The organism is Enterobacter sp. DVT3837 (genome assembly GCF_056238685.1).
This window is the reverse complement of sequence record NZ_JBWDLA010000004.1, coordinates 78173-102451: the sequence shown is the minus strand read 5'-3', so window position 1 is coordinate 102451 and position 24279 is coordinate 78173. Positions and strand designations below refer to the sequence as shown.

Sequence of the window (24279 nt, the reverse complement as noted above, 5' to 3'; positions counted from 1 at the left end):
GACTTATGATTCCCTGGTCGCATTACACAAAGACTTGATAGCCTTTGCTTCTTTTGCATCACATTTCAGGACGGTCATTATTTCGTTTGTTGTCAGCTGCCAGAGTTCCCTTGCACTATTACTTGCATACACGCTGAGCTCAGCAGGAATAGCGCTTGCGCCTGCAGCAGACCGATAATGAAGTCCGGCGTGTTCAGATGACAGCATACTGGCTTCACTGGCACTGGCGTTGTTACCAGTTTGACCATTCAATGACTCATCGTCTTTTAAGTAATTAGCACTGCTCCAGATGAACTGACCGTAACCAAATTCGCACGCCAGATCGAAATCTTCGATTATCGTATAGTTGTCATTCACCAGTTGAGTACGAATTCGGTCAAGACAGTCCGTTCTGGATTTACCTCGGGTTTCGATGCCGCGCAGCTTAGGCATAACCTTTTGAACAAGCTGATCTTCAAAAGCGACTTTCATGGCTTTGACCAGGCCTGCATCATCATTTTTTCTCTGGGCGTCGAGCACATCAGGATAATTTGCCATGTAGTATTCGATCGATTGCCACACCCTGTGCCCCAGTGCTCTTCCGACTTTAGAAAGAGCATCGTTCATGTCTTCAATAAAACCCTTAAAGGGCAAAATCTGATCATCGCTGAATTTACTTTCTCTGCACCACCAACTCTCCCACAGTCTGCGGGACAGTAATGGCGCCTGGTCGCCTAACGGAATCAGCTGACGGCGTCTTTCCAGCGTAGTCGGTCGGGGAAAGTTGATGACAATTCCCCTGTCGAGGACCTTGTCTGAGAGGGATTTCGTTGTCTCGTCCTGATTCATTGTGCCAGCCCAGAGCACATTACGACCGATTGGCAATTGATAGGGCTGAATTCCGGCCCCCAGCTTAACATCAAGGAAGGGGAGTTCTTTTTTCATTCCTCTGCGCAGCTCAAGCTTGCTCAGGAATTCCGCAAAATAGAGTTCGACATGGGCAAGATTCATTTCATCCATCAATATCAGATTCATGGCATCTTTAAGACCAAAAGGATAGCCTTCAGCCTGCGCCTTCTGACTTTGTGCCAGTAAACGCAGAACCGGTTGGGCATCGAACTTGTTATCGATAGAGTTGAAGAAACCCAGCATGGATTCCTGACTGTCCCAGTTGGGTTGCACGGCCAGACTCAAAAAGTTTATGCCGCCAAAATGTGAATACAGCCTTGGCAGTTCAGACTTTCCGGTTCCACTCACGCCTGCCAGAACAGTCACAGGAGACCACTCTGACGTTTTTAGTGCCGTGTGGAATGCGTGTAAAATTCGCCGCGGGAATCTCAGCCCATAATCGATGCAGGATTGACGGATGCCGTCCAGCCATTGAAGCTCTTCAACGTTTTCAACCGCACGAGGCAGTTCCTTTTGAACGTATGGCGTTTCAATGTCCCGAATCCTTGCCTCACGGTCCTGTTCCCGTTCGTAAGAGGATTGCAAGCGTTTAAGCTCCTCCATCAAGCGGTTGTTGTCGGCATCCACGGATTCAAACCGCCTCAGCAGCGATTTGTTTTTATCGGTCAGTTCCGCTACCTGCATTTCCAGATCTGACTGTGCGCGTGCTGCACTTCTGAGCCCCTCATTTTCTTCAGAGAATCGCTCACAGGCCAGTTTCAGTTCGTTCTGTTCAGACGTCAAACGATCAAAGGCGTCCCGCATCTCCTGCGTTGGGCGTGTGGCAAGATCCTCGCGCAGGGTGTTGATTTCCTCTTCATAGGTTTTCAGCTTAAGTAAAACGGCGGCAGGATCTTCATCACCGAGCTTATGCTTCAGTACTTCGAAGTTTGAAATGAGGGCACTGCTTGTTTTGAGGGATTCCCTCAAACGGGCAATTTCATCGTTAAGCACAGACTTCTCACTCTCGAAAGAGTGTTTCCGCTGAGCAATCCTGGCATCCACCTCAAGGTTCAGACCAGATTCTCTTTCCTCGAGTCGGTCTTTATGAGAGCGAAGGCGCTGTTTCTGGTACTCAAGTTCATCCCTGAGTTCATCAAGCTCCGCCTGGTTCTTAAGGAATGCCTTTCTTTTTTGTTCGAGTTCATCCTTATCCTGTTGAATAGCCGCTTCATGCGCGCTTAGCCGGTCAGCTATCTCTTTCCCCAGGTTTGCTATTCTGGAGACTCTCTCCACTGTAAGCTCTTCTTCAAGGGCCGTCAGGGCGCTGGCGCGTTTTGACTCCAGATCTTTTTCCTGTCCTTTTCTGAGACTGAAGAGTTCATCATCAAGCCTGGCCCTTTCATCGGCATACCCCCTGTCCCTTTGGATTTCCGCCTTTTGAACAGCGACCTCTCTTTGCCGCAATTTTTCCTTTTCAGCTTCGAGAGTTTCCCGCTCACTTACACACTGAGCTTCCCGCTGCGCCAGTTGTTTTTTGAATGCTGCAAACTTTTCCTCAAAGAATTGCGGAAAGCCGTTTTTTGCATGAAGCTCCATCTCCTGAAGATGAACATATTTATCATTCAGCTCTGCTTCTTTTTGGGCCATCGCGTCTTTAGCCGCCTGTAGCGCCTGTTCCTTTTGGGCTAAAACCGTTTCTTTTTGCGTCAGAAAGTCTTCCCGTTCCTTCAGTTCCTGCAGTTTATTCAGGAACTCACTCTCCGTTACGTTGATTGTGTTATTCGTCAGATCTTCCATATCATTATCCGCAGTAAACTGAACGCTATTATTTTTTTTAGAGTCCACTAAAATTCTTCCATAATTATTTTGATGAGTTTGAATACGTTCATTTTTAATGACGCCAGGTATTCCCTTGAATAGTCAAATTTCTGGTGATTACCGTGCCCACGCAGTTTGATTAAACTGGCGATAAGCTCGAAACAATCCGGAAAAGACCTTTTGAGTGCGACCCTTTCGCTTTCTGATGCCAATAAACAAAGCGCAAGAAGTTGAGCCCCAAGAGTTGTGCTTGAACCTTGCACAGCACGAGATAGTCGACTGCTGTTTACCGTACTGATTTGCACTGGTATGGCATCAGGTGCGGGATAAAAACCGGATTGAACGATTTTTTCAATCGCCTCATCCTTCAGGTTTGTTCGGTTTTTGAAGGGGGTTATCCGGTCCTTAGCGGCTTCAAATAACGACAGTTGCATAATGGACGCCAGTAAATTTATGTAGCACTGTTGCTGTTCATTATCCAGAGTCGTCATCTGGTTTAAGATCGTCACTTTGACCAGTTCTTCCCGCAACGACGGGGAAACCGCGTGGACGAAACCCAGCCCCAATGACCTGTCCAGTTCGATCCTGGCCTTCAGTCTGACCTGATCAATATCGGTTTTCTGCCGTGTTTTGGCTGTATCAGCATCCCGCGTGATATCCGGTATCAGTAATTGAATAAGCCGAACGGTTCTCCTGCAATAGCCCTGAAGGGTTTCCCTTGAGAGCTGCACACCCATTGTGTTTCCATGGGAAACAGGATCCCTGACGTCTTTCAGCGCGTGAATAAAAGAGAGACATCCTGCGTCTTCAATGGCCAGACGATTAAGTGGATGGCTGGGATCATTGATCGCCCCGGCGATTGCCATAGCCAGTAGCGGCTGCATCTCGGAAGCACCATGGTCAACGGCTCTGATTTTGCCGGGTTTAACCTGAAGCAGGCCCTTCACACTCTCTGAAACATCAAATCCAATCCGGGTGGCAAACGAGCGAAGTATCTTGTCATTTTCCCTGTAGGACTGTGATGATAATAATCGCTCCCAGTGCGTCACTGGGTTATCCGAAACAATAAACCGCAACGCCCATTCTATTGCTTCATACAGGGCGACGACCGCCAGGCCGGTCAGGCGGGTGAATTCCTGCTCATCATTTGATGAATCAATCCTGATTTTTTCAGCGTCTGACAGATACGCTTGTGCGCGCCGAAGTGGGCGCGCTATCCGCGGATATTGCTTCAACTCATCCGCCGCTGAAGAGTCTTCTTCAGCCTCTTCATTGCGTTGGTCGGGGTTCAGCGTGTCGACAACCCCTTTATTCTTCAGGTCGATGACCCACTGCCAATTCTGAGACATAAGGTAACTGGCAAAGCTCTCAGAGAAGCCGAAGCCGCATCCATCCGTCACCAGAATGTCAGAATTGCCTGTCTGGATCAGGGCGTGGCAATGCAGGTAAACCAGTTCCGGATTCGCCTGTAAGGATATGGCTTCAGCCACAGGGATCGGAGGTGGGTACTGCTCTACGCCCTGGTTCAACAGCGCCTGCCGCTTATATCTCCTCTTAAATTCCCTGATAGCTCTGATGATGTCGTTGGCGTCAGGAACGGTTTTCCAGAAAGCGTCGTTTGCTGGACGTATCTGAATCGCCCGAATGTATTTATCATCAGTGGGGTTGATGAAAAAATTCACATAGTGTTCAAACTCCCCCTTTTTCTGAAGATTCTCTTTTGAGTAAAGGGTCTCTATTTTTTTGTAGCTCAGCTGTTTTGTACTGACATAAGGTAGAAGCTTTCCGTACAGCAGATCCACAAACACCGTAGCCACGGTGTATTCCAGATCTCCGTCGGATTTATTCTGCCACTCGTTCAAAAGCGCCTGTCCTTGCTGAGACAACTCATAGCGATCATTCAAAAGACCGAGCTGGTTGAGGCGACTCTGAATAAAAGCCACCAGCTCCTTCTCCAGGCACGTGAGCTGCGCAATCGTTTCTGTGTCGCCGGATTCAATCTCTGTGATCTTCAGAACAGTTTCTTCGAACACATTGAGACCGCTCTTTTTCTTTTGCGGAAGTGAGATGTTGAAGGCATGACATGGCCACAGAACACTTTGTCTGGCAGCGATGTTCAATCCATCCAGTGCGGTGCGGAAACTGATGACTTTAGGACGATGATCTTTGGGTTTTGCACTCACAGGATCACCCCCTTTTCATGGCACAAATCATAGAAGTTTTTCAGGGCTGGAACGGCATCCTCCGCTATCTGGGTGTTCGCAAACACGCCATCTCCCACTATGGCCAGGACCTTTTTCTGGCGAGTCATACTCACACAGAGGCGGTTTTCCGACATGAGATGCCCGAAAAGTTTTTGCTGTTTCTTTTTGTCATCCTCCTCGTTGCGTATATGAGGCGGCAAGGCGTTCATATCCTGAGACCTCACCATGGAAAGAAACACAATGTCGAATTCCATCCCCTGAAAGGCATCAACGGTGCCGATGCGGAGCCGCTCTTCACCATTGTCGAGAAAGCGGTATTCCTGACATATCTGCCATGTACCATCCTGTGCCCGTTCCGTGATACCGTATTTTTGCAGGGCTTTATAAACAGCAAATACCTGGGCTTTATAAAAACTGATGACACCAAAGCTAAGGCCGGGTTGCCTGTCATCATGGGTTAACGTCTTCATATAATCTGCAGTGGACTCATCTGACTTAATCCAGTCACTTAGTCGCCTGGCGATAATTTTAGCTTCAGCCTCTCTATCACGACTGCCACTCTCAAGACGCTGCTCTTTTCCAGCCTCATTGGGCACATGGATCCAGACGGCGGCGCTATCTTCGATGCCGTTTAATTTCTGGGTAAAATATTTAGCGCCTAAAGGAGAACGATAACCTTCATTGTATCGATCATAAAAGTTGCGGCTTGCAAACTCCCCCAACAACGGGTGTGTACGGTACTGCGCATCCAGTGTCACCGTTCGCTTGATGCCGTCCTTCTCCTCCAGTTTTTTCAGGCGGTTGAACAGATACTCAAACATGCTTTTCTTCACAAAATCGACATCAACCGGCGGACCTGATCGATCGTCACCTTCGAGAGCTCTGGCGACCTCCTGGTCAATCAGGTGAGGCAACTGCCTGTGGTCCCCGACAAGAATTATCCTTTTTACCGCCTGGGACATCGGGATAAGCAGATCTCGCGGACTGGTTCTCGCGGCCTCATCGATGATCACCGTGTCGTACTTAACCATTTCCGTTCGCTGATCATATTGGACGTTTTTATTCTTTGACCGGATGATGTCTTTTCCGACAGCCTGTTGCGTGGTGGCCGCATACACAAAGTTGTAGTCCTCTATGGCCTCACGCACGCCATCAGGATTGTCTTCAAGCTCATGTAAAAACTCAGCCAGTATTGCATCCCGTTTACGGGTTGAACTGAGTTCTTTCTCCAGACTCTGAGATACCGTTGTCACCAGTCTCAACACATCCTCTCTTGGTTTTTCTGTCCTGAAATCAGGCGAGGGCAGATATTGATAGAGCAATGATGCTTTCAGTTCTCTGAGTTCTGGAAGAAAATTCAGCGGCTTACCGCTGCGCCAGCGAGCCGCTTTTTCAAGAACACGTAAATCCGGATTAGCCGGTCCGTCTTCTATCTTGTCCAGTAAATCAACCGCTCTTACCGCACCGTCGTCAACAAAGGCGGCTTCACTGACACGCAGAGCCCTCACGAGCCGCAAGGTGGAAGGATCGTCTGACGTGGGCTCCGTTTGCAGGGAATGGATGATGTCTTCAGCCTCACGGGTGATATCTTCAGAAATCACGTCTCTGGGCAAATCCAGAATACGCTTTATTAAACTGGCGGTGTTGTTCTTTGAGGGGCACAGTGAATAGGCGACAAACTGCTCTGTCAGTCTGACCTGATGCTCCGTCTGAGCCATTTGAGGGTTTTTGGTTCGAATCTTTCCGGCGACAGTGGCGCACCATTTGTTCAGTTTTTCAGTAACGGCATCTGTCGTAAATTCTGAGCCACCAGACCGGGTGCCAAACTTCACTGCCGGAAGCGCATTCACACTCAGCCTTGCCACAATATTCTCAACGGCATCATGCTGAAAACCGGAGACAAGTATCTGACCTCTTATCGAGCGGGTTTTATCATATTCCTCATTGAGCCGTTCAAGAATGGCTGTCACAACCGTTGTTTTCCCTGTTCCCGGAGGCCCCTGAACAAGCGCAATATCCGGGGTGTTCAGTGCGACATCGATGGCCTCTGTCTGTTTAGGCGTTGGTTCATGCCTGAAAATTTTCTCTTTCACAAAAGACGTCAAAGGTTTCAGTTTGGTGACACGCTGTATGTCCGGGAGTATACCGCCTTCTTCAATAAGCAGGCCGAGAAGCGGATTTGCGCAGCGTCCTTCCAGAATGGCTGAACGTGCCCGCATTCGTCTTTCAATCTGAATTTTGTCGCCATTTATGGACAGGATCAAAAACATCTGACCGGACGGAATTGACGGCAGATCCAGTTCAATACTGGTCTTTGAAATTGTCAGGATCGGGGCATAAACAGAAACGGATATTTCAGCATCGTTCTTTTTTCGATCCCGTTTGGTGGCAAATTCTTCTTCCAGAGCCTTGCTGTAAGCTTCCCAAGTAAGATCCGGAGCCCTGAGGTATAAAGGCTCCTCGGAGGTGATCTCTATCTCATCGCCTTCGCTAAGTTGTTCCGGAACAGACGACACAAAAAACTTAACCCCTTTTGTTGTCTGTTCAGTGCCATGATAATCCACCCTGCCAACAGCTTTTGCCCGGGCCAGCAACATTTCACCTTCAATTGCGCCGTATTCGTCCCACTGTTTCAGGTAACTCCCAGTTTCCCTGGAAAGCTGACTCATCGCGCCGGCAGCTAAAGCACGGATGCGTCCCGTCTTCGTGTAATCAGTAAACCGGACCCTCCCCCTTGCCAGACGTAATGATCCTTCCCTCTTATGATCGTCTCTAAAGATAGCTTTGGTCGCAAAATAGATATCCCTGAACGGCTCGACATTGCGCCTTTCAACCGGAATACGCACCCTCTCACCATAGACAGAAAATTCCCTGTATTTTTCCTGAACAACGCCCTGGGGATCAGGTGAGCCTCCCTCTTCAGACATATCCGCTTCAAAGTCAGCCCTAGCGGATGGTCCACTCATTAGCAGAAAGTAATCGTCGCCACCAACGTTGATGTTACATTTTTCGTTTAATACGCCCCCCAGCGCTTCAGTGCCACTGAAGCGAATGCCATTTTTTTTCGCCGTTAACTCTATGCGCTCATCAATGCCGATCTCCACATCACCAATTTCAACAACTTCGCCGTTAAAAAAGACAATTTTCACCAACACACTGCGATCCTGTGCAATCAGCATGACTTCGGCAAGGTGCGCACAGCCTTTTTTTAAGTGAAAATTTAGATCGTTTCCGGCCGGAGTATCCCGAAGCACCATGCTCCACTGCCGGCCATCGATTCTTAATCTGTATGCCTGGTCATTTTGGTGAGGAGCAATAGAGCCCACCCCCGTGGTTGGCGTCTCTTCGTACAGCGCCGGCGTCATCCATAATTCAAAAGTGATTTCAGCATTTATGTCTTTGAGTTTCATTTGTCACTTCCGCTGATCATGCATTTAACCAACCGGGGACTATTCATGTTTGAGAACATCCAAAACTGAACATCCGGGGTTGCACGGTCTATTTTCATCTGTGAATAAACTGTCTGAAAACCACGTTGCGGATGGCTGTCAGCGGCAACAGAGACATCGGCTTTAGCATGATCTGACTTTTTAATCAGAATGCCCTCATCGCCTGAAGAGATGAGCACCTCTGCTGTATCAGAATCAAGCATGAGAAACTCATCAAAGACGCGTCTCGGTACTGTCAGCTCTGACCCCGGCGGGATCTCGCGGACATAGCGCCAGCAGGGAAGTTCCAGGGGGGTGTCACTGCCCTTCCATCGATAAGACTCCAGAATGAGCACCTGCGGCCTCGGTGTTGTACAGTAAGGGCAATGGTGCGCCTCTGTTTCCGGGTGAATAAAATCATAGTAATAATGCATCGCGCAACCCGGGCATGTGACGGTCATATCCGCGGCCTGGGCGAGAGCTTCAGGCCAGTGATAGATTGTCGGCCGCAGCAAAGGAGATGTCCTTCCCGGACCGAATGTGCTCTCAAACAAGGCCGTCAGTTTCGCTGTGAGGAGAAGGGATCTGGGCAGACCGCTGTCGGAAGAGTTGGCATCATCATTTTGGTCATCAACCCAGGGGAGCAATCCAGCGTAAGCCTTATCTTCTATATCCCCGTCATCATTTTCTTCATCAGCCCAGTCGCCTTCATCTGTTCCATCCACTTTTTTTCCAACAAACGGGTGAATCAACGAAAGAAGGTAAAACGCTACCACCGCAAACGCATGACAATCGCTTGACGGTCTTCCACCATCAGTGCCCTGAACCAGCTCCGGGGCGCCGTATTTTGGTGTGTAAACAACACTTCCCCCTGCCAAAATTTCAAATCGAATATTGTCGGCATCAATCAGCCAGACGGAGGTATCATTCATGCCTTCTGAAATAAAGATATTGTTGGGCGAGATATCACCGTAGACCATGCCGTTACCATGGAGACGTGCCAGTAATGATGCACACTTGTAGAGCGCATGAAGTCTGCGCCTTAGCCCGCCCGTTTTGCAGTAATGGACGATCTTTTTAGCTTCGTTCTCCGGCATGGCAGAAAGCCATGCCGGGATCTGGTCAGGCCCCATTTTTTCTGCGGTCTGGCCATCAAGCCAGAAATGGCTGAACGGGACCATTTCACTCAACAGTTGCATCACATATCCGGCCTTGTTCTGAAGCAGCGCTGCCGGTACGGATATATTCAGGTTTTCCGGCAGAGGCAAGAGCCGGACGCGCTTAAAGCGTTTCGAATACCGTTCCACCAAGACGTCATCGGTGACAGGGTTCCCGCTCTCATCGGTCACCAGTTTGATCGCCAGATCAGGGTCCCTGGTACGGAAAACAACACCCTGGCCCCCCTGACCGAGCACCTTGTCCTGAATGTGCACATTCTGATATTCATCCACATACCTATTGAACCATTCACTCACCGGGTGCCTCCTTGCTTAAACAGACAGGCAATCGTCTTATCATCGGAGTGTCCTGGAACCGGCCATTCACTGAGCCAACGCCGAAGATCCCGCTTTCTTTCCTCAGGCTTAACGTTTGAATACGTGGAGCAGAGCTCCTGTGCAAAAATCTTCTGTTTTTCAGGTAACAGGTCATCGGATATCCCATCCGTACATAACACAACGGCATGGCACGCCGCGCTTGCAATCGTCGCGGTTTCCCATTCTTCGGGCCTAAACGCCTGTTGAAGACTGTTTGTGAAGTTTGAGAAGGAATCGTGTCGGGTATCACTGAGGATAAGGTGGTGTTCCTCAGTTTCGCCAAGGACAGCAATCATGCCGTCCCCCAGACGACCTAGAGTGATAGTTCCTTCTGTCTGGATGACGAAAAGACAGGTGGCCGAACACTCTGTTGAAGAGTACGGCGCTATCTTCATAAGCCAGTTGGCATGAATGAGTCTGAGAACATCACCAACAGAAGCCGCAGGGGTATTCTGATAGTTCCTGGCTGCCTCAAAGACAGCTAGACAGGCGGCTTTTGACCCGTGATCTGAATGTGCCTTGCTGCCCAGTCCGTCCGATACAACGACGACATTTCCCCATTTATACCGGCGCGCCCTCCAGGAATCCTGATTGGGTATTCCCGCTTTAACATGAAGGGGGCCGATTACTGAGGCCCCCCAGCTGTTCCAGAGTGGATCACGCATCCCAGTCCTCCTCAGGCCCAACTGTTTCAGCGGGTGCGGAGTGCTGTATCTGGGCTGCGGATACCGGAGCGGTCACCGGCTCATCAAAGCCAAAGAGAGTGCTGTTCATCGCTGAAGCGATATTCTCCGGAAGGTAAACGGTGTTGTTTGTAGACAGTTTCCGCAACTTCAATAGGTCAGCATCAGCGCCGACTGCAACAGTCCGGATAATGAGGTCGGGGAAGGTGCAAAGCTGGTTTTGAAAGTTGATGGTGTCTGAACTGGGGAAATTGCCATCAGACAGAATGAGAACTCTTACCACCCCGCTCTTATAGACATGTTGGGATAAAAAATCAGAGAGCTCAGCAAGGCTCGAGGAGCCTTTTGCGGTTAAGGATGGAATATCCCCATCGCTTTGTAGCGTGATCTCGGAAATATTCTGATGCCACTGATATAAACGGATGACGAAATCCGTACAGCTTTCCTGAGCTAGGCTAGGCACTTGAATTGCATAACGGGCTAAATTCCGGTGAAGATGAACTTTCCCCATTTCATCCATGCTTCCTGAAGTATCGAAAATAAAATATATGTCCATTTTAATTACTCTCAAAAAACTTCAACAAGCGGTCTGACGCATGCTCCCCAAAAAACCAGTTTACATTCGTCTGGTCATCTGATTTTTGCTTAACCACAGGATGTGAGGGGCGAAATGCTGAAATCATAACCCCATTGCCTTTCACCCCACCAAAATGCTTGGTAATTTCGCTAAGCTTCGAAATATGGTGTGATTCAACTTTCCCACTTTTACATTCAATAACAAATAAAGCGTATCCGTCGGTACAGATAACATCAAATTCTTGATAACCTGTTTTTTCCTTAAACCCATCATGATAGGACTTAAAGTTATCGTTCGAATCAACGTCCTCAACGGATACTTCAAGCCCAAGGCGTATATCTTTCAGTACGGCCGATTCTTTTAACGGCATTAACACACTAAAGACATACACCTCTAACCATTTCCCCAGGAGAAATTCCATAAAATTCGGACATTCATCAAACACAAACGACTGACCCCCGATGGTCAGTTTTCCTTGTTTTTCTATTGTCAGCTCTGCGTAGAAGTCATTCCCCCAACATTTGAATGATTTCTCTTCGAGATAAGATTTCAGTTCGCGATACTTAGACACCATTAAATTACGATTTTCCCAAATTAACTGAGAAGCCGTAATCATCTCGCGAGAAATATCGTGTTCAGTCAGACCGGGCTTAGAGATGGTTAATCCATCACCATTCAACTTCAGGAATGTTTCTACCGAATCAATTGAAACAATCTCACTTTTCGTGAAGCTATTTAGATTGATCACCTGCTTCTTTGAAAAATCAAAATAAAATGGCGTTGCATTCACCTTGCGACAGGCGGCAAGGGCCCCGGCATACATCAACTTGGTGCCACCCGTTAAGTTAAAGCCGATCTTCGCCTCAGCAGGCATGTCCGCAATCTGCTCCAGAATGGTGGACCGGACATTGTCAGGATCATACGGGTCCACCGCAATTTCACCGTATTCTGCTTCGCCAAGAAACGGTTTCATGACATCGGCAGGAAACTGGGCAGAATTCACGAAGATATGCTTCCGGCTTAAAAACTGGAGTACACCAAGCAGGTTAGGGATCCGCTGTTCGCCGAACAGGTGAAAAATGGCATCATACCGATCCGATCCCGCACTGACTGTCCGGACCTGTCTTCCGTGCCATTCCAGCCACTCGTTCGGCAGGACGATTCTTTCCGGCGGTTTGCCCGGCTGAGAAGATGCGATAAGACGTTTTTTTAGCGTTGGGTACCTCAGGGCCGCAAAAGCCCAGACGAATGCCATCACCGGAGTGCCCGGACTCAGGTAGAGCGTAACCAGTTTTTCACCTTCGGAGGCAGCAACGGCGTTAAGGGATTGCGTTGCCGCCTCATAGATACCTTCCGTGTCATTGAGATGTGCCAGCTCCACGGGTTGAAAATGTACATCGACTTTTTTACCGGCAGCCTGAAGCTGTTTATTTAGCCATTCATTGAAATGCGTGTGGGCAACTTCTGTATTTGAAAACAGGCCAATACACTGTCTTGCCGCAGCCGGGTCAACGCCTCCTGTTGCGGCAGTTTTTGGCTGGACATCATCCGCGTGGCTTTCGATTTTCACCGGGCGCGTAAACCCCAGGATGACCACGTCGGTGTAATCTTCCGCCAACAAAGCCCCCAGAACAGGGCCGGTTGTCTGTTCCAGTCCGAGAGAGGCCCTGAAATCCGTCATTCCGTACCATGTCATTAAATATTTTTTCAATTTATACGTCCCTGACCTTTAGGTACGAGTATTTGCGCGATCTGTTCACCTGCATGAATTGTTTCACCGGTTTTGACGCACACCTTGACAACAAGTCCGTCAACAGAAGCGTTGATTTTTTGGGTGTTACCTCGCTCGTTATCTATCTCAATAAGAACATCGTTATATTTAACAATATTGCCTGTAAAGCAAAGGATATTCTGAACCGTACCTGCTGTAACAGGCCGAGGTAATTTTATTGTTGCCAAATCAAATATTTTTTTTCGCTCCTCAAATGAAATCTTATGGGCCAGCGATAAGAGCTTTTGTGCATCAATCAGTTGCTTTGAATGGAGTTCAAGAATGAGCTCACCACTCATATTGGGGTGCTGCAATGCCAGCTCGAACTCATTTTTGGTGATTTCGTTGTTACTCCAGGAGCCTGGCTTACTAAAATCAAATTTGCAATATCTGTTTACGACTTGCTGTAAGGCTGAAAATGGACATTGAGGGTTTTTTAAGGCAGCCTGGCGAACGAACGGGCTTTGATCATTAACTAATTGTATGAGCTTTTCAGATGCGATAAATTCATTTGAAGCGGCGTTTTCTCTTTCCGATACTGCATCGCTGTCACTCAGTGTATTAATGTTCTCAAGATCTTCCTCTGCAAGGGAGGCGGCTTTGAGACTCAATTTCTCAAACAACGCCTGGTAGACCGCAATTTTCTCTTTAAGAACAACACTTATGGGTATCACCAGGTCAATGTGCTTCTTAATAAGGGCCTGGGTCAGAACAGGCTCATTACTGCGGAACAAACTTTCTAAAGCATCATTGATAACACATTCAATATCAGCGCCGGAAAAACCTTTAGACAGGGTTGCAAGCTCTGCAAGGTCGAGCCCTTTAGGTGGAAGGGTCAGTTGATTTAATTTAACGGCGAAAATCTGTTTTCGCTCACGTTCACTGGGTAAATTAACATAAAAAATTTCATCAAACCGTCCCCGCCTCAATAGCTCTGGAGGGATATGGGTAATGTCATTGGCAGTTGCCACAACAAACACCGCGCCCGGCTTCTCCTGCATCCAGGTCAGAAAATAACCAAACAGACGGGTTGTGATTTCTGTGCTTCCCCCGGTCCCGTTAATGCCTGAAAAAGCTTTCTCGAGTTCATCGATCCACAACACGCAAGGGCTCGCTTGTTCTGCAACCTTTAGGGCGGCCTTCATATTTGCTTCACTCTCGCCCACAAATTTTCCCATCAGGGAGCCAATGTCTAAACGAAAAAGAGGAACATTGAATAATGAAGACACCGCTTTTGCACTCATTGATTTTCCACATCCCGGCATACCGGCTAACAGCATACCTTTGGGGGCCGAGATGCCCAAACTCTGCGCTTTCGTTAAATCATCAATGATGTGTTTCTTGTTACGTAACCAGCTTTTGAGCCGTTCCAGCCCACCGATTTGGCCAATATCTATTTGACTATCGACCAGCTCCAGCAAACCGGAGCGAGATAACGCTCTCTTTTTCAGGGCCAGAGCATCACCCACAGACTCCTGGGGAAATGTGCCCTTATACTTATTGTTTAGCGTTTCGAATATTTGGAATACCCTGTCTCGCTCCATACCTGAAAATATGGACTTAAGAGAATTACGCACTGCGGTAGTAACCGTGACAGAGTACTCCTGTAAGAGAGAGTCAAAAATGCCGTCCACTTGCTCTAACGAAAGAGGAGAGCAAGAGAATGGGATCAAAAGATCCACAAGCTCTGAAAATTCTATACTCTCTTTTGAGACGAAAAAGATCGCTGCCTGCCCCTTAAAGTGACGCTTGATCCTTAACAATTCCTGCTGCAGTCTTGCAATCGCTCTGATGTCATCTTTCAATACGGAACAGGCGTTCTGTATGACATAAATCCGACCCGTCGGATCGTCATCCGCAATGGCTTTTAAATCCTGATACAGCAATGCGTCTTGATCCGGTTTCAGAGCCCTTTTTGTCTTAAAATCAACCCAACCATACCCCAGATTCCACTCCTTTACCCTGAAGCCCAGTGTGGTCGCAACGGTCTCGATTTCTTCATCGATTCGATTGACGTCCTGGCCCAGAATCTGAATGCCTGGTACACCGGAACGAATGGCCTCAATAATGCCTTTAATATCCATACTTAAAATCCAAACAGAGAGGCCACGCCGCTACAGAACGATGAAACACCACTGCCTATTGCCGACCCCACCAATTTAACGGAATCAACAACTGCAGATACAATTCTCTTTCCACCTTCATAAATCGCTTCTCCAACAGTACTTCCTGCCATGCCGCCGACCACCCCACCAACAAGACCCCCAATAGCAGTCCCCACGGGTCCCAGAACGGTTCCCAGTGCAGCACCTATACCCGCTCCCTTGGCCCCACCGACAAGTCCCCCCACAAGGCTGCATGTGACACTGCCGGCTTGATCAAGCGCTTCTTCCGCTGTGATTTCTCCGGTTGCGTATTTGTAGAGAACCTTCGCGTTTTCAATACCGATGCACACAGCATTAGCAATTCTGCCAGCCGGTGTATTTTTTAACACAGTGCCCAACCAGCCACTTTTCACTGCTACGGTCACAGCACCCGTGACAGCGACGCTTAGCCCCGAGGTCGCCGCCGATTTCAGAGCACTCTGTACAAACTCCTGGAGGTCTTCTTCAGCACTATTATTTTCTTGCCCTGTTATTCCCTTCCAGATCCGCCGCCCGAGAATACGTGCCCCCTGAAATCCCACAGACAAAAGAGCCGCACTACCCGCGTTTTTCCCGATATTTTTTGCAATATCGATCCTGCTGGTCTCGTTCCAGTCATATTGTTTGGCTTCGGCTTTTTCCTGGGCTCTGCGTTGCCTCTCTTTGGCTTCCTGTTTAGAAAGCGGCTTCGATTCAACCCCATCAATTTCTATTGTTTCAGTACTGCCAAGTATGTCTTCAGACTGCCCTTCAGGCACCAACTTGCGCTGCCCCCGATAATCACCCTTTTTAAGCAATGTGTCTGTTGCATCCGCATCGGCCCCATATTTGGCCTGATAGCGACGTACAATTTTTCCCTCGCCATCCCGAATTACAACATCTACCGAATTTTTGCCATATGTCCCGCCGGATTTGGGTTTTAACACTTCAGCGCGGTATTCACTGCCTTTGGCTACTGCATCAAGGTTGAAGGTATCAGCATGGTGCTGTTCAGCAATAAAACCATCCAGATTAAGCTGCTGGTTCAATTGGCCATCGTTCCGGTAAAGCAAATCAATGTTTGCTTTGTTTGCCGTCTCAATGGCGCTATCAATTATCGTGGCGTATGCGCCGAAGTTGGTGACGCCGCCTGCCGTTGCACCCTGCTCAATTTTCCCCGCCAGCCAGTTGCTGGTACTTAATCCTTTGCTGTGATGTGCCGCCAATTCTTGCTGAGAGGATCTGAAAATCGACACCTCCTCAACAATCTCGCTAGCCGCTTGTTGGCGTTCCTCTTCAGTGCGCCAAATATCCGGATATTTAGCGAATTCAAGGTTGAGCCAGGCCTTACTGGAGAGATCAGGCGATTTATCTCTGTAAGAACGAATAAATGAACCAATCACTCTGCGAGTTTTGTTTGCCCCCGCTGGTGTAACCTCTATCTGTCCAGCTAAAGCGTCTGCCTGAGCTTCACTATGATGTGCGCCATTCGTTATCAGTGTCGGTAAATCCACATTTTCCTGATTCCTTTCCATTATGCTCCCCTACCAATAACCTTGATCATCATTCGCAATAGAGACTGACGCTGCAATATTTGACTTCGTACGCGCATCGAGCTCAATGGACGCCGGTAACACGTTCGGGTTTCGGGACTTGGTACGCAGGGTCACAGACATTGTCACTCGCTGGAAAAATTCATGCATCTGCCCGGCGTTTTCCGCATAAAAAAGGTCATGCGGCGTGCCCTCGGTAAATCGCTTCAGAACCGCCTCATCCGCATCACGCCCGATAGCCATTGCCATGCGGTCACATTTGGACGAGCGTCCTTCAAGAATAAAGTCCTCCAGTGGCCTTTCCCAACGGTCATTAGGCTGTCCGTCTGAAACGAGAACAATCGTCGGCCTGTAAGCGCGGGACGGCGTGGTTTCCTTGTCTTCAATCATGGCCTTGGCCATTTCGAGTGCGGTTCCCATCGGGGTCATACCGCTTGCTTGCAGACCCTGCCAATGCACCTGAGAAGCCCGGGTGTAGGGAACATATAGCTCAACCTGATCGCCAAAAGTGATGACGGAAACCAGGATCTCGGTCTCCATTTTCTCTTCCTGCGCAAAGGCATCCAGCATATCCCTGACGGCCTTGTTCAGGTTATCGATTTTCTCTCCGGACATACTGCCACTGACATCCAGAAGCAGGACGACGGGAAGCGGCCTGGCGGTCGGTGTGGTGAATTTTTTTGGATCAAACATGGGTTATCCTCCTGATACGCTTGTTGGTTATCATCTCGACCCTGAATCCTGTTTAGCATCCCATCCGTCTACTGAACCTCTGACATCACTGGCTGTCGCCCAGATTTGACGGTGTTGTTCTGTACGATGCTGAATGCTTTTCATTTTATATGCTGCTGTACGATGCTTTGTTGGGCGGTCTCCACCAGAGCAGACATATCCTGTCCTCACGACGAGGCCAGTCCAAAGGACTCCGGACTGATGCCACCGGGATGCCCGTAATACCGGGCATGATTGCTAAGCACTTCAATGTAATCGAAGATATCCGCCCGGACCACCTCCCGAATTTTGTATATTCTCTTCCTGATGCGTTCTTTTTTACGTGAACTGAAGAACGATGCGGTGAGAGAATTGACGCGCCTGTGTCAGTCGCAGACATCTGACACGGGTGAGGTCCGATACGATCCATAGATAGCGTTCACGGACGGTATCGCGTTTTGGTACCGCAGGGTCTCTTTGTCCGATAGCCCTCCGCCTGTCCATCTGTCAACACTGACTTTTGTTTGTGGATTACTACACATCAGCACAAGGGGCTAACTGGCACGTGCCCAACCTTATCGTCAGGTGAGCGCTGATCCCTGCCACGACTGCAAATGAGACATAAGAAGACTACCTGTTTGTGATTTGTCTGGGAAGCAAGAAAGTGGTATTGATTATCACCAGATAATGGCCTTTGTGTCTTCAATATCGTATTGCATGAATGATGCAGCTCTTACAGGTTCTATATTTATAGGATTAACACCATGACTGTCGAAATGACGAGTCTAATTTAACTTAAAGTGGTTGGAAGCCAAGATGAAACTTTGTTTTTTGTGGGTGGATCGTTTTAAAAATCTTGCTAATTTATCCGCCAGTTTCTGCAGTGAATATCAGTATGCCTTTGACAGCGAAAAAAAACAGTTAACACGTTTCGCAAAGCCCCCATTGCCTGATAGCCGTCTGCTCGAACCACACCTTTCACATATCTCCGGTGTGCTGGGTGCCAATGGTACGGGTAAAACAACGCTTCTGGAATTCATTTGTTTAGTCACCAAAGCGAAAGACGATCTCAACAGTAATTACATTCTGATTTACGAGAGTGAAGGCGAGCTTTTTTATTATTCCTCTGAGGACAGCAATAAAACCTTATATCGTCATTTGAGATTCAGCACAGTCATGGTGCCTCTCATTTGGAGCAATTGAATGTTATTTTCTTCTCCAATGTTTATGATGACGGTTTTTTAAATTTAGGATCTCCTATCAAAGATATTTCCGTTAACCGGCAGGCAAGGTATTTTGGGAAAGAAGAAAATGACAAAAGCAAGTTTATTCAGGATCTTGATTTCATAAAATCTGATGCATTCCGCTATCTACGCTATCCTTCCCCGCGTCGGGCATCAGTCAAAATTGACCCTTAGTTCTGGTCGCGATATACGAACAGAGATCTGAATCATGAAGATAACAGCGTTATTCGAAAACTTCGGGATATATACTCTATTAAACGAAGGGCCAGAATAAGTGTAAAAGAACATGCCTGCGTGGTCATCAAACTGGGGGGCTTAGCTCGAATTTATGCCGATTTTTATTCGGATGCATCTGTAAGCCACATATTTCAGAAAAGTTTATCCGATGAGGATAACTTTACACCTGACCTAGACCTGTTAATGATAAAGCTTATTAAGGGTTTTGAAAATGATCATCCTTCGGTGGCAAATATGCTTTCCTTGTTACGAGATATTGACGAGATGTTTGAAATGGTCAATTTGAAAGAGTAACGTCGCTATCGTAATTATCAGATTAATTTCACGATCGCTTTAAAGAGAAATAATTTGTCGGCATTTGAGGGAATAGTGGCTTTAGTCCATATTATCCCCAGGGCGAATATGCAATGGGCGGAACTGAGCTCAGGGCAAAGAGCCTATGTTAATCTTTTCAGCTCCGTCTGGAATGCCCTTGCCGACAGCAGAGATACTGATGCACTGGTCTGTATTGACGAAGGAGATCTCTATTTACACCCTCAACTTCAGGTTGAATTTATTGAAAAGCTGGTCCGGGTCATGCCTCATCTGACGCATAAAGAAATGCAGATAATCGTCACGACGCACTCACCGCTGCTGGTGACGGATTTACCCGGCCAGTGTCTGACAGTGCTGACAAAAGATAAAAACGGTCTGACTCAGGCGAAGCAGGGTGGAAAAACGTTTGGCGCCAACCTTTATGATATTTACCGGAATACCTTTCAATTAGATAATCAACGCACAGGCAACCTGTCGCAAGATTATATTACCAGCATTATCCGGTTACTGGACAAGGAGGTACTCATGGATGCAGATATTGTCGACCTGACTGCTTCGCTCAATATCATTGGAGATAAACTGCTGCGGTATCATATCGAGAAGAAACTGAATGCTTATCAACAACAAGCTGGCATAATAGGTGGCCAGTATGATTAGTATAAGACATCATTTATCGAATTCATTTTACGATCCTGATACGGTTCTGAATGAGAAGGCGCAGGCCGTCTGGCGCTATCTTAATAAGGAGAACGTGGTGGGGGCAGGTGCCGTGCGGGGTAAATCCATCACCAAGCGGGCCCAGGAATTCCTGACTATTGTCGAAAGTCATGAACATGCATGTCACTATTCCAGACCCGCAGCCCGTCGTCACAGCGCGCTATTGAAGGCTTTGCTGAATGACGGAACACTGGAAAAACTGATCACGTCCGGCCCGCGAGAACTCGATGCCCTGGCAGATACACTTTCTCCAATCCTGGCCAATGCTGACTTCGAGAAGTGTGGGACTCATGCCGCCTTTTCTGAATTGCTGCAAAATAAAGTTTTCAACTATAAAGCCTACCGTGATTCGGATTTTTGTTCCTCTTTATACATTGAACTGAAATTCACCACTGTAACCTGCCCATATTGCAATGAATATCCGGTCAAGGTCATACTGCGTTCAAAAGGCAAGGACAAGAAACCCATCCTGCATTTTGACCTGGACCATTTCTATCCCAAGAGTAAATACCCTTTTCTGGCGTTGTCTTTTTATAATCATATTCCCAGCTGTAAATATTGTAACAGTCTGCATAAGCAGGCTCGGCCTTTTACAATAAGGACGCATACTCATCCGTATCTTGATAACTTCGACAGTCTGTCCTCATTTTCGTACAGCCATGGGGCACTGATTGGACGCAATGTTAATTCAGTCAGCATTAACAATACTACCCCAAATGCGCTTAATTTGTGTGGTGATCCTAAACTTGAAGAACGCTATCAGCAGAATATTGGCTACGAAAAAAATCAATCAACTGGTCCGTATCCTGGCTGACAATGCAGACCTGTTTATTGACGAAGAGGAGGAGAGTGTCACGACTGAATTCTTGCAGTTGAAAATGAGGCTTGCCGATTTCGGACTAAGGCATGATGCCAGCCGCATTATGGAACAACCCTGGAGTAAAATGCAGCGCGACCTGGTTAAATTCTTTGATGTAAACAATATCATACACAGGAAATAACAACGCCCAGTTCACCTTACGTTCAGAAAGCCGTTTTCTTCTGACCCCTTCGACTGCACCGAGGGGGACAGTCGCTCAGGCATCCCCGGTAACTCTACCGAGCGTATTGCCATTCCTGAATGAGGATCGCTTTTTAACTCCCGCGAGCCAATGGCCAGTATTTCACTATCCCGACAAACATGGCGGGTATCTCAGACGGCCGTCAGACCGCTAACTCACGTACCACCGGTGCAGCCATGGCCAACAGACTCCGAACATGCGTAAGAGTGGAGACACTGGAAAGCTGTGTTCATCCCATTTGCCTTGCCTGGAAATGAAGAAAACTAATTTACTTATTAAAATGTATCTTTGAAAAAGTAGACTTTCTGCGATACGCTCTGGCGGTATCATTTCCCCCGATTTTTCACGCAGCGCGCCGGACGGTTTCCGGCCCTGACGGAGCCCTGGATGACACAGATGCCTGATGATGATCCTGACCTGTCCATGTCGCCGGCGGTCATACCACCTGATGGGGATTTCCTGCCGGCGCTGACAGGCGGCGAGGGTCCGGTCAGTCCCGCCCGGGCGTACCTGCTTTCCCTGAATTCCCCCCGCAGCCGGCAGACCATGGCCTCGTTCCTTAGCATCGTCGCGGACATGCTCGGTTCAGCTTCCATGGATGCCTGCAGCTGGGGCAGCCTGCGGCGTCATCACGTGATGGCTGTGACCGAGCTGCTGCGCGATAGCGGGCGGGCCACGGCCACCGTCAACACCTACCTTTCGGCACTCAAGGGCGTGGCGAAGGAAGCCTGGATGCTCAGGCTGATGGACGTGGAAAGCTTCCAGCACATCCGGGCGGTGCGCAACCTGCGCGGCAGCCGTCTCCCCCGCGGCCGGGCCCTGCTGCCGGAGGAGATCCTAGCGCTGTTCAGTACCTGCGAGGATGATGGCTCCAGTATCGGCCTCCGGGATGCGGCGATGCTGGGTGTCATTCTTGGCTGCGGCCTGCGCCGGTCGGAGGCCGTGGGGCTGGATTTGAGTGACGTTGTCACCACTGAGCGAGCACTCAGGGTGCTGGGTAAGGGGAACAAGGAACGGCTGGCCTATATGCCGGCGGGCACCTGGCAGCGGCTAAAGCTGTGGATCGATGAAGTGCGCGGAGAAAAAGACGGGCCGCTGTTTACCCGTATCCGTCGCTTTGACACCCTGACGAATGACCGTCTCACCGACCAGGCAGTGTACCATGTCCTGCAGGTGCGCCAGCGCCAGGCAGGAATAGCGAAATGCGCCCCGCACGATTTAAGGCGTACTTTTGCCACGGCCATGCTGGATAATGGGGAAGACCTGATTACGGTGAAGGATGCGATGGGTCATGCCAGCGTCACCACCACCCAGCAGTACGATCGCCGCGGCGAGGCGCGCCTGCGAACGGCGCGCGACCGTCTGGATCTGATATGAACTTAACAACACGTTAAGATAACAAGTTAACAAGATAGTAGGTGTGGATGCTCGCATGCTTGCAATTTTCTGAAATGGTGTCACATTGGAACTTCCGTTAAAGTAGGTCTGCCGGCTATCCCGTTTCCCCTTCTGAACCGGGGTGGTTTGGATATGCGGGATGGCCGGTCCTTTTCGTTCTTTTGCCGGGTACCATATGTGATTTTTAGGGTTATGAAGCGTGAAAATCTTCTGCAACTTCAGAAAAGTAGCTGAGTAACCGTGTATCTCTCGCGGGCATACGTTCATGAGCCGGTGTTATCAGCCCCATCAGCAGAAAGCGGCCGCTATCCCACATGTGTTCTGTGTAAATGAGATAGTGATCTGAGGTACGGTTGTAATTCTCTTGTCTGGCACTCCAGGTGAGCTGGAAATGCAGATTAACGTGAATATGCTGGACGTTAGCATCGACAGCGAATGGCGGGTAATCAAAAGGGGCGTCCCTTCCAAGAAGATTTGACGGTGCGCCAGTTGATTTATACGTAATGAACTCTGCTTGTAACTGGCTCTCCAGCTCAGGGTAAACGGCAAACGTGGGCTGGAAAAAAGTATCCCACGTGACATGACTGTACTCAGCTGTTAACGCCATTTAGCCGCTGCCCTGTTGCCTGAATCCAGCAGGTGATTCATGGCCGAGAGGTTGATTCCAGAGTCACGCACTTCTGTCGTTCGTGTGATTTGATCAATAAGACTGAGGTAGTTTTTAGTCGCAAGACTGACCATTTTAATGGCCTTAAAGAATGCAAACTCAACAGAATTCCTGTCATACGACTGAACGATTTTTTTTTCCGGCAGCATCAGAACAAAGGACTCTGCGATACCTGCGACATAGATAGTATGATTTCTGATGTCGCTGGCGACTTTGATAGCGCCGGCGAAATCGCTGTCTGCATACCGTGCCAGCTCGATGCGACTTGAGCGTAATTCTTCAGCTACGTCATTGAGAGCAACAGTGAGCTCGCTGATATCGGTTTTGTTGACTCTGGAGCCCATTTCGTAAACCCGTTCAACAATCGTAGGCTGACACGCAACCGCTTTGGGTTGCGGCTGGAAACTGGCAAGAACCAGTGCCACTGCGGCCTGCAAGTGCTGGATTTTAAATTTCACGACGGGCTCCATAATCATCATCTCTCGACGAGGCGCTGCATTTTACTACTGAACTTAACTATATGCTAAAAAAAGTTGGTTGCATATGTGGCTGGCACAGCAAACAGGAAATTGAAATCTTCTATCTGGCCGTGGCTTTCCGGATTGCTACCTGAAGCCTGTCAGCGGTTACGGCTTCCGGGAAAACCGTGATGGTGTCGGGAGTCGCCCCGCTAACGGGCATGACGATGATCCCCGGCGTTCCGGTGAGTCCCAGCGCCTCCGACAGATTGCTGTTTTTCTCAAGAGACGCGGTATGGTCGCCAGGAGCTGAGGTGGCCAGCCCCGCCTTTGACGCTGCAACGCGAATATCCTCCACCGTCAGTTTGCCTTCATTATGCCCGGTGGCGTAGATGGCATTGTGATAGGTGACATAGGCCTGCGGCCCTTTCTTTTGCCAGACCGTCAGCCCCTGCTGCGCTGCCTGAAGTGAGGCTTCCCAGCGGCCACCAAATATTGGCCACTCCTTAAAGAGGTAGCGGACGTCCGGCTGCGCTTTCATGACCTTCTCCAGCTCCGGCGCAAAGCGGCTGCAGAACACGCACTGGTAATCAAAGAATTCAATCACCGCGACCTTTGTATTATCAGGCCCGTAAGCCGGGGTATCCGGATCATGCAGAAGGTTCGCCTGATTCTCCATCACGCTGAGTGCAAACATCTTCTGCTTACGTGCCTCCTGCTGTTCCTGCAGCTTATGACTGACCGTCACCAGTATCTCCGGGTGGGATACCAGGTAGTCTGCTGCGATTTCCCCGATACGGGCCTCCTGCTCCGGGCTGAATACCGGCTGAGGGGCCGAAGCGTGTGCTGTTGCAATAAAGCCAATGTATGTTGTAACTATTAATGCTGCTAATTTGTGTACTTTCATCG

The 24279-nt window shown here is 48.8% G+C and carries 19 protein-coding genes and 2 pseudogenes; 6 read left to right on the top strand and 15 right to left on the bottom strand.

The genetic code is table 11. The features are described from left to right. Positions 1 to 3: 3 nt before the first annotated feature. From AC0XWG_RS24985 to AC0XWG_RS24930, 12 genes and pseudogenes are all read right to left on the bottom strand, one after another. On the bottom strand, positions 4 to 2667 hold the full coding sequence (locus tag AC0XWG_RS24985; RefSeq protein ID WP_088569358.1) for a chromosome partitioning protein ParA: 2664 nt from the start codon (positions 2665 to 2667) through the stop codon (positions 4 to 6). Between the two features lie 47 nt (positions 2668 to 2714). Beyond that, positions 2715 to 4871 carry a hypothetical protein gene (locus tag AC0XWG_RS24980; RefSeq protein ID WP_164877746.1) on the bottom strand — a complete coding sequence of 719 codons (2157 nt, stop codon included), beginning with the start codon at positions 4869 to 4871 and terminating at the stop codon, positions 2715 to 2717. Beyond that, on the bottom strand, positions 4868 to 8302 hold the full coding sequence (locus tag AC0XWG_RS24975; protein WP_080828750.1) for a DEAD/DEAH box helicase: 3435 nt from the start codon (positions 8300 to 8302) through the stop codon (positions 4868 to 4870). The genes AC0XWG_RS24980 and AC0XWG_RS24975 overlap by 4 nt, the downstream gene beginning before the upstream one ends. Next, positions 8299 to 9795: a protein kinase domain-containing protein gene (locus AC0XWG_RS24970; RefSeq protein WP_080828748.1), complete on the bottom strand. Its 1497-nt coding sequence runs from the start codon at positions 9793 to 9795 to the stop codon at positions 8299 to 8301. Before AC0XWG_RS24970 ends, AC0XWG_RS24975 begins: the two co-directional genes overlap by 4 nt. Beyond that, positions 9792 to 10520, bottom strand: coding sequence for a PP2C family serine/threonine-protein phosphatase (locus tag AC0XWG_RS24965; protein ID WP_475681155.1), 729 nt, complete (start codon positions 10518 to 10520; stop codon positions 9792 to 9794). The genes AC0XWG_RS24970 and AC0XWG_RS24965 overlap by 4 nt, the downstream gene beginning before the upstream one ends. Further along, positions 10513 to 11094: a vWA domain-containing protein gene (locus tag AC0XWG_RS24960; protein WP_475681154.1), complete on the bottom strand. Its 582-nt coding sequence runs from the start codon at positions 11092 to 11094 to the stop codon at positions 10513 to 10515. The genes AC0XWG_RS24965 and AC0XWG_RS24960 overlap by 8 nt, the downstream gene beginning before the upstream one ends. A gap of 1 nt (position 11095) precedes the next feature. Then, positions 11096 to 12826, bottom strand: coding sequence for a Card1-like endonuclease domain-containing protein (locus AC0XWG_RS24955; protein ID WP_475681153.1), 1731 nt, complete (start codon positions 12824 to 12826; stop codon positions 11096 to 11098). Further along, entirely contained in the window at positions 12823 to 14970 is a 2148-nt protein-coding gene (locus tag AC0XWG_RS24950; protein ID WP_080828741.1) for an AAA family ATPase, read from the bottom strand. The genes AC0XWG_RS24955 and AC0XWG_RS24950 overlap by 4 nt, the downstream gene beginning before the upstream one ends. A 2-nt stretch (positions 14971 to 14972) precedes the next feature. After that, positions 14973 to 16544: a hypothetical protein gene (locus tag AC0XWG_RS24945; RefSeq protein WP_080828740.1), complete on the bottom strand. Its 1572-nt coding sequence runs from the start codon at positions 16542 to 16544 to the stop codon at positions 14973 to 14975. Between the two features lie 9 nt (positions 16545 to 16553). After that, positions 16554 to 17255 (bottom strand): vWA domain-containing protein, encoded by a 702-nt coding sequence (locus AC0XWG_RS24940; protein WP_080828737.1) that lies wholly within the window; start codon positions 17253 to 17255, stop codon positions 16554 to 16556. 48 nt (positions 17256 to 17303) lie between these two features. Beyond that, positions 17304 to 17399, bottom strand: a pseudogene (locus tag AC0XWG_RS24935) (type I restriction-modification system subunit M N-terminal domain-containing protein); the annotation flags it as partial. A 62-nt stretch (positions 17400 to 17461) separates the two neighbouring features. Then, positions 17462 to 17647 (bottom strand): annotated as a pseudogene (locus AC0XWG_RS24930) (IS3 family transposase); the annotation flags it as partial. 442 nt (positions 17648 to 18089) lie between these two features. Here AC0XWG_RS24930 and AC0XWG_RS24925 point away from each other — a divergent pair. The 6 genes from AC0XWG_RS24925 (at position 18090) to AC0XWG_RS24900 (ending at position 22224) form a co-directional block, all read left to right on the top strand. After that, positions 18090 to 18476 (top strand): ATP-binding protein, encoded by a 387-nt coding sequence (locus AC0XWG_RS24925; protein ID WP_348551891.1) that lies wholly within the window; start codon positions 18090 to 18092, stop codon positions 18474 to 18476. Further along, positions 18464 to 18691 carry a hypothetical protein gene (locus AC0XWG_RS24920; protein ID WP_475681152.1) on the top strand — a complete coding sequence of 76 codons (228 nt, stop codon included), beginning with the start codon at positions 18464 to 18466 and terminating at the stop codon, positions 18689 to 18691. Before AC0XWG_RS24925 ends, AC0XWG_RS24920 begins: the two co-directional genes overlap by 13 nt. Before the next feature lie 120 nt (positions 18692 to 18811). Beyond that, a complete protein-coding gene (locus AC0XWG_RS24915) occupies positions 18812 to 19048 on the top strand; it encodes a hypothetical protein (protein WP_475681151.1) in 237 nt (78 codons plus the stop codon). A 108-nt stretch (positions 19049 to 19156) separates the two neighbouring features. Then, positions 19157 to 19726, top strand: a complete 570-nt coding sequence (locus AC0XWG_RS24910; RefSeq protein WP_080828724.1) for an AAA family ATPase — start codon at positions 19157 to 19159, stop codon at positions 19724 to 19726. Further along, the gene (locus AC0XWG_RS24905; protein ID WP_475681150.1) at positions 19719 to 20600 is read left to right on the top strand and encodes a hypothetical protein; all 882 of its coding nucleotides are present in this window, start codon (positions 19719 to 19721) and stop codon (positions 20598 to 20600) included. Before AC0XWG_RS24910 ends, AC0XWG_RS24905 begins: the two co-directional genes overlap by 8 nt. 634 nt (positions 20601 to 21234) lie before the next feature. After that, positions 21235 to 22224, top strand: a complete 990-nt coding sequence (locus AC0XWG_RS24900) for a tyrosine-type recombinase/integrase (RefSeq protein ID WP_023327721.1) — start codon at positions 21235 to 21237, stop codon at positions 22222 to 22224. Between the two features lie 211 nt (positions 22225 to 22435). Here AC0XWG_RS24900 and AC0XWG_RS24895 read toward each other — a convergent pair whose 3' ends face one another. The 3 genes from AC0XWG_RS24895 to AC0XWG_RS24885 form a co-directional block, all read right to left on the bottom strand. Further along, positions 22436 to 22852, bottom strand: coding sequence for a type II toxin-antitoxin system YafO family toxin (locus AC0XWG_RS24895; protein ID WP_023327722.1), 417 nt, complete (start codon positions 22850 to 22852; stop codon positions 22436 to 22438). After that, on the bottom strand, positions 22843 to 23370 hold the full coding sequence (locus tag AC0XWG_RS24890) for a hypothetical protein (protein ID WP_310572806.1): 528 nt from the start codon (positions 23368 to 23370) through the stop codon (positions 22843 to 22845). The genes AC0XWG_RS24895 and AC0XWG_RS24890 overlap by 10 nt, the downstream gene beginning before the upstream one ends. 121 nt (positions 23371 to 23491) lie before the next feature. Beyond that, on the bottom strand, positions 23492 to 24277 hold the full coding sequence (locus tag AC0XWG_RS24885) for a DsbA family protein (protein ID WP_103142502.1): 786 nt from the start codon (positions 24275 to 24277) through the stop codon (positions 23492 to 23494). Positions 24278 to 24279: the final 2 nt, after the last annotated feature.

Excerpts from the sequence above, each read along its gene's own strand:
- AC0XWG_RS24985 (WP_088569358.1), bottom strand. The coding sequence starts at position 2,667 with ATGGAAGATCTGACGAATAACACAATCAACGTAACGGAGAGTGAGTTC.
- AC0XWG_RS24975 (WP_080828750.1), bottom strand. The coding sequence starts at position 8,302 with ATGAAACTCAAAGACATAAATGCTGAAATCACTTTTGAATTATGGATG.
- AC0XWG_RS24965 (WP_475681155.1), bottom strand. The coding sequence starts at position 10,520 with ATGCGTGATCCACTCTGGAACAGCTGGGGGGCCTCAGTAATCGGCCCC.
- AC0XWG_RS24960 (WP_475681154.1), bottom strand. The coding sequence starts at position 11,094 with ATGGACATATATTTTATTTTCGATACTTCAGGAAGCATGGATGAAATG.
- AC0XWG_RS24950 (WP_080828741.1), bottom strand. The coding sequence starts at position 14,970 with ATGGATATTAAAGGCATTATTGAGGCCATTCGTTCCGGTGTACCAGGC.
- AC0XWG_RS24945 (WP_080828740.1), bottom strand. The coding sequence starts at position 16,544 with ATGGAAAGGAATCAGGAAAATGTGGATTTACCGACACTGATAACGAAT.
- AC0XWG_RS24940 (WP_080828737.1), bottom strand. The coding sequence starts at position 17,255 with ATGTTTGATCCAAAAAAATTCACCACACCGACCGCCAGGCCGCTTCCC.
- AC0XWG_RS24925 (WP_348551891.1), top strand. The coding sequence starts at position 18,090 with ATGAAACTTTGTTTTTTGTGGGTGGATCGTTTTAAAAATCTTGCTAAT.
- AC0XWG_RS24910 (WP_080828724.1), top strand. The coding sequence starts at position 19,157 with ATGCAATGGGCGGAACTGAGCTCAGGGCAAAGAGCCTATGTTAATCTT.
- AC0XWG_RS24905 (WP_475681150.1), top strand. The coding sequence starts at position 19,719 with ATGATTAGTATAAGACATCATTTATCGAATTCATTTTACGATCCTGAT.
- AC0XWG_RS24900 (WP_023327721.1), top strand. The coding sequence starts at position 21,235 with ATGACACAGATGCCTGATGATGATCCTGACCTGTCCATGTCGCCGGCG.
- AC0XWG_RS24895 (WP_023327722.1), bottom strand. The coding sequence starts at position 22,852 with ATGGCGTTAACAGCTGAGTACAGTCATGTCACGTGGGATACTTTTTTC.
- AC0XWG_RS24885 (WP_103142502.1), bottom strand. The coding sequence starts at position 24,277 with ATGAAAGTACACAAATTAGCAGCATTAATAGTTACAACATACATTGGC.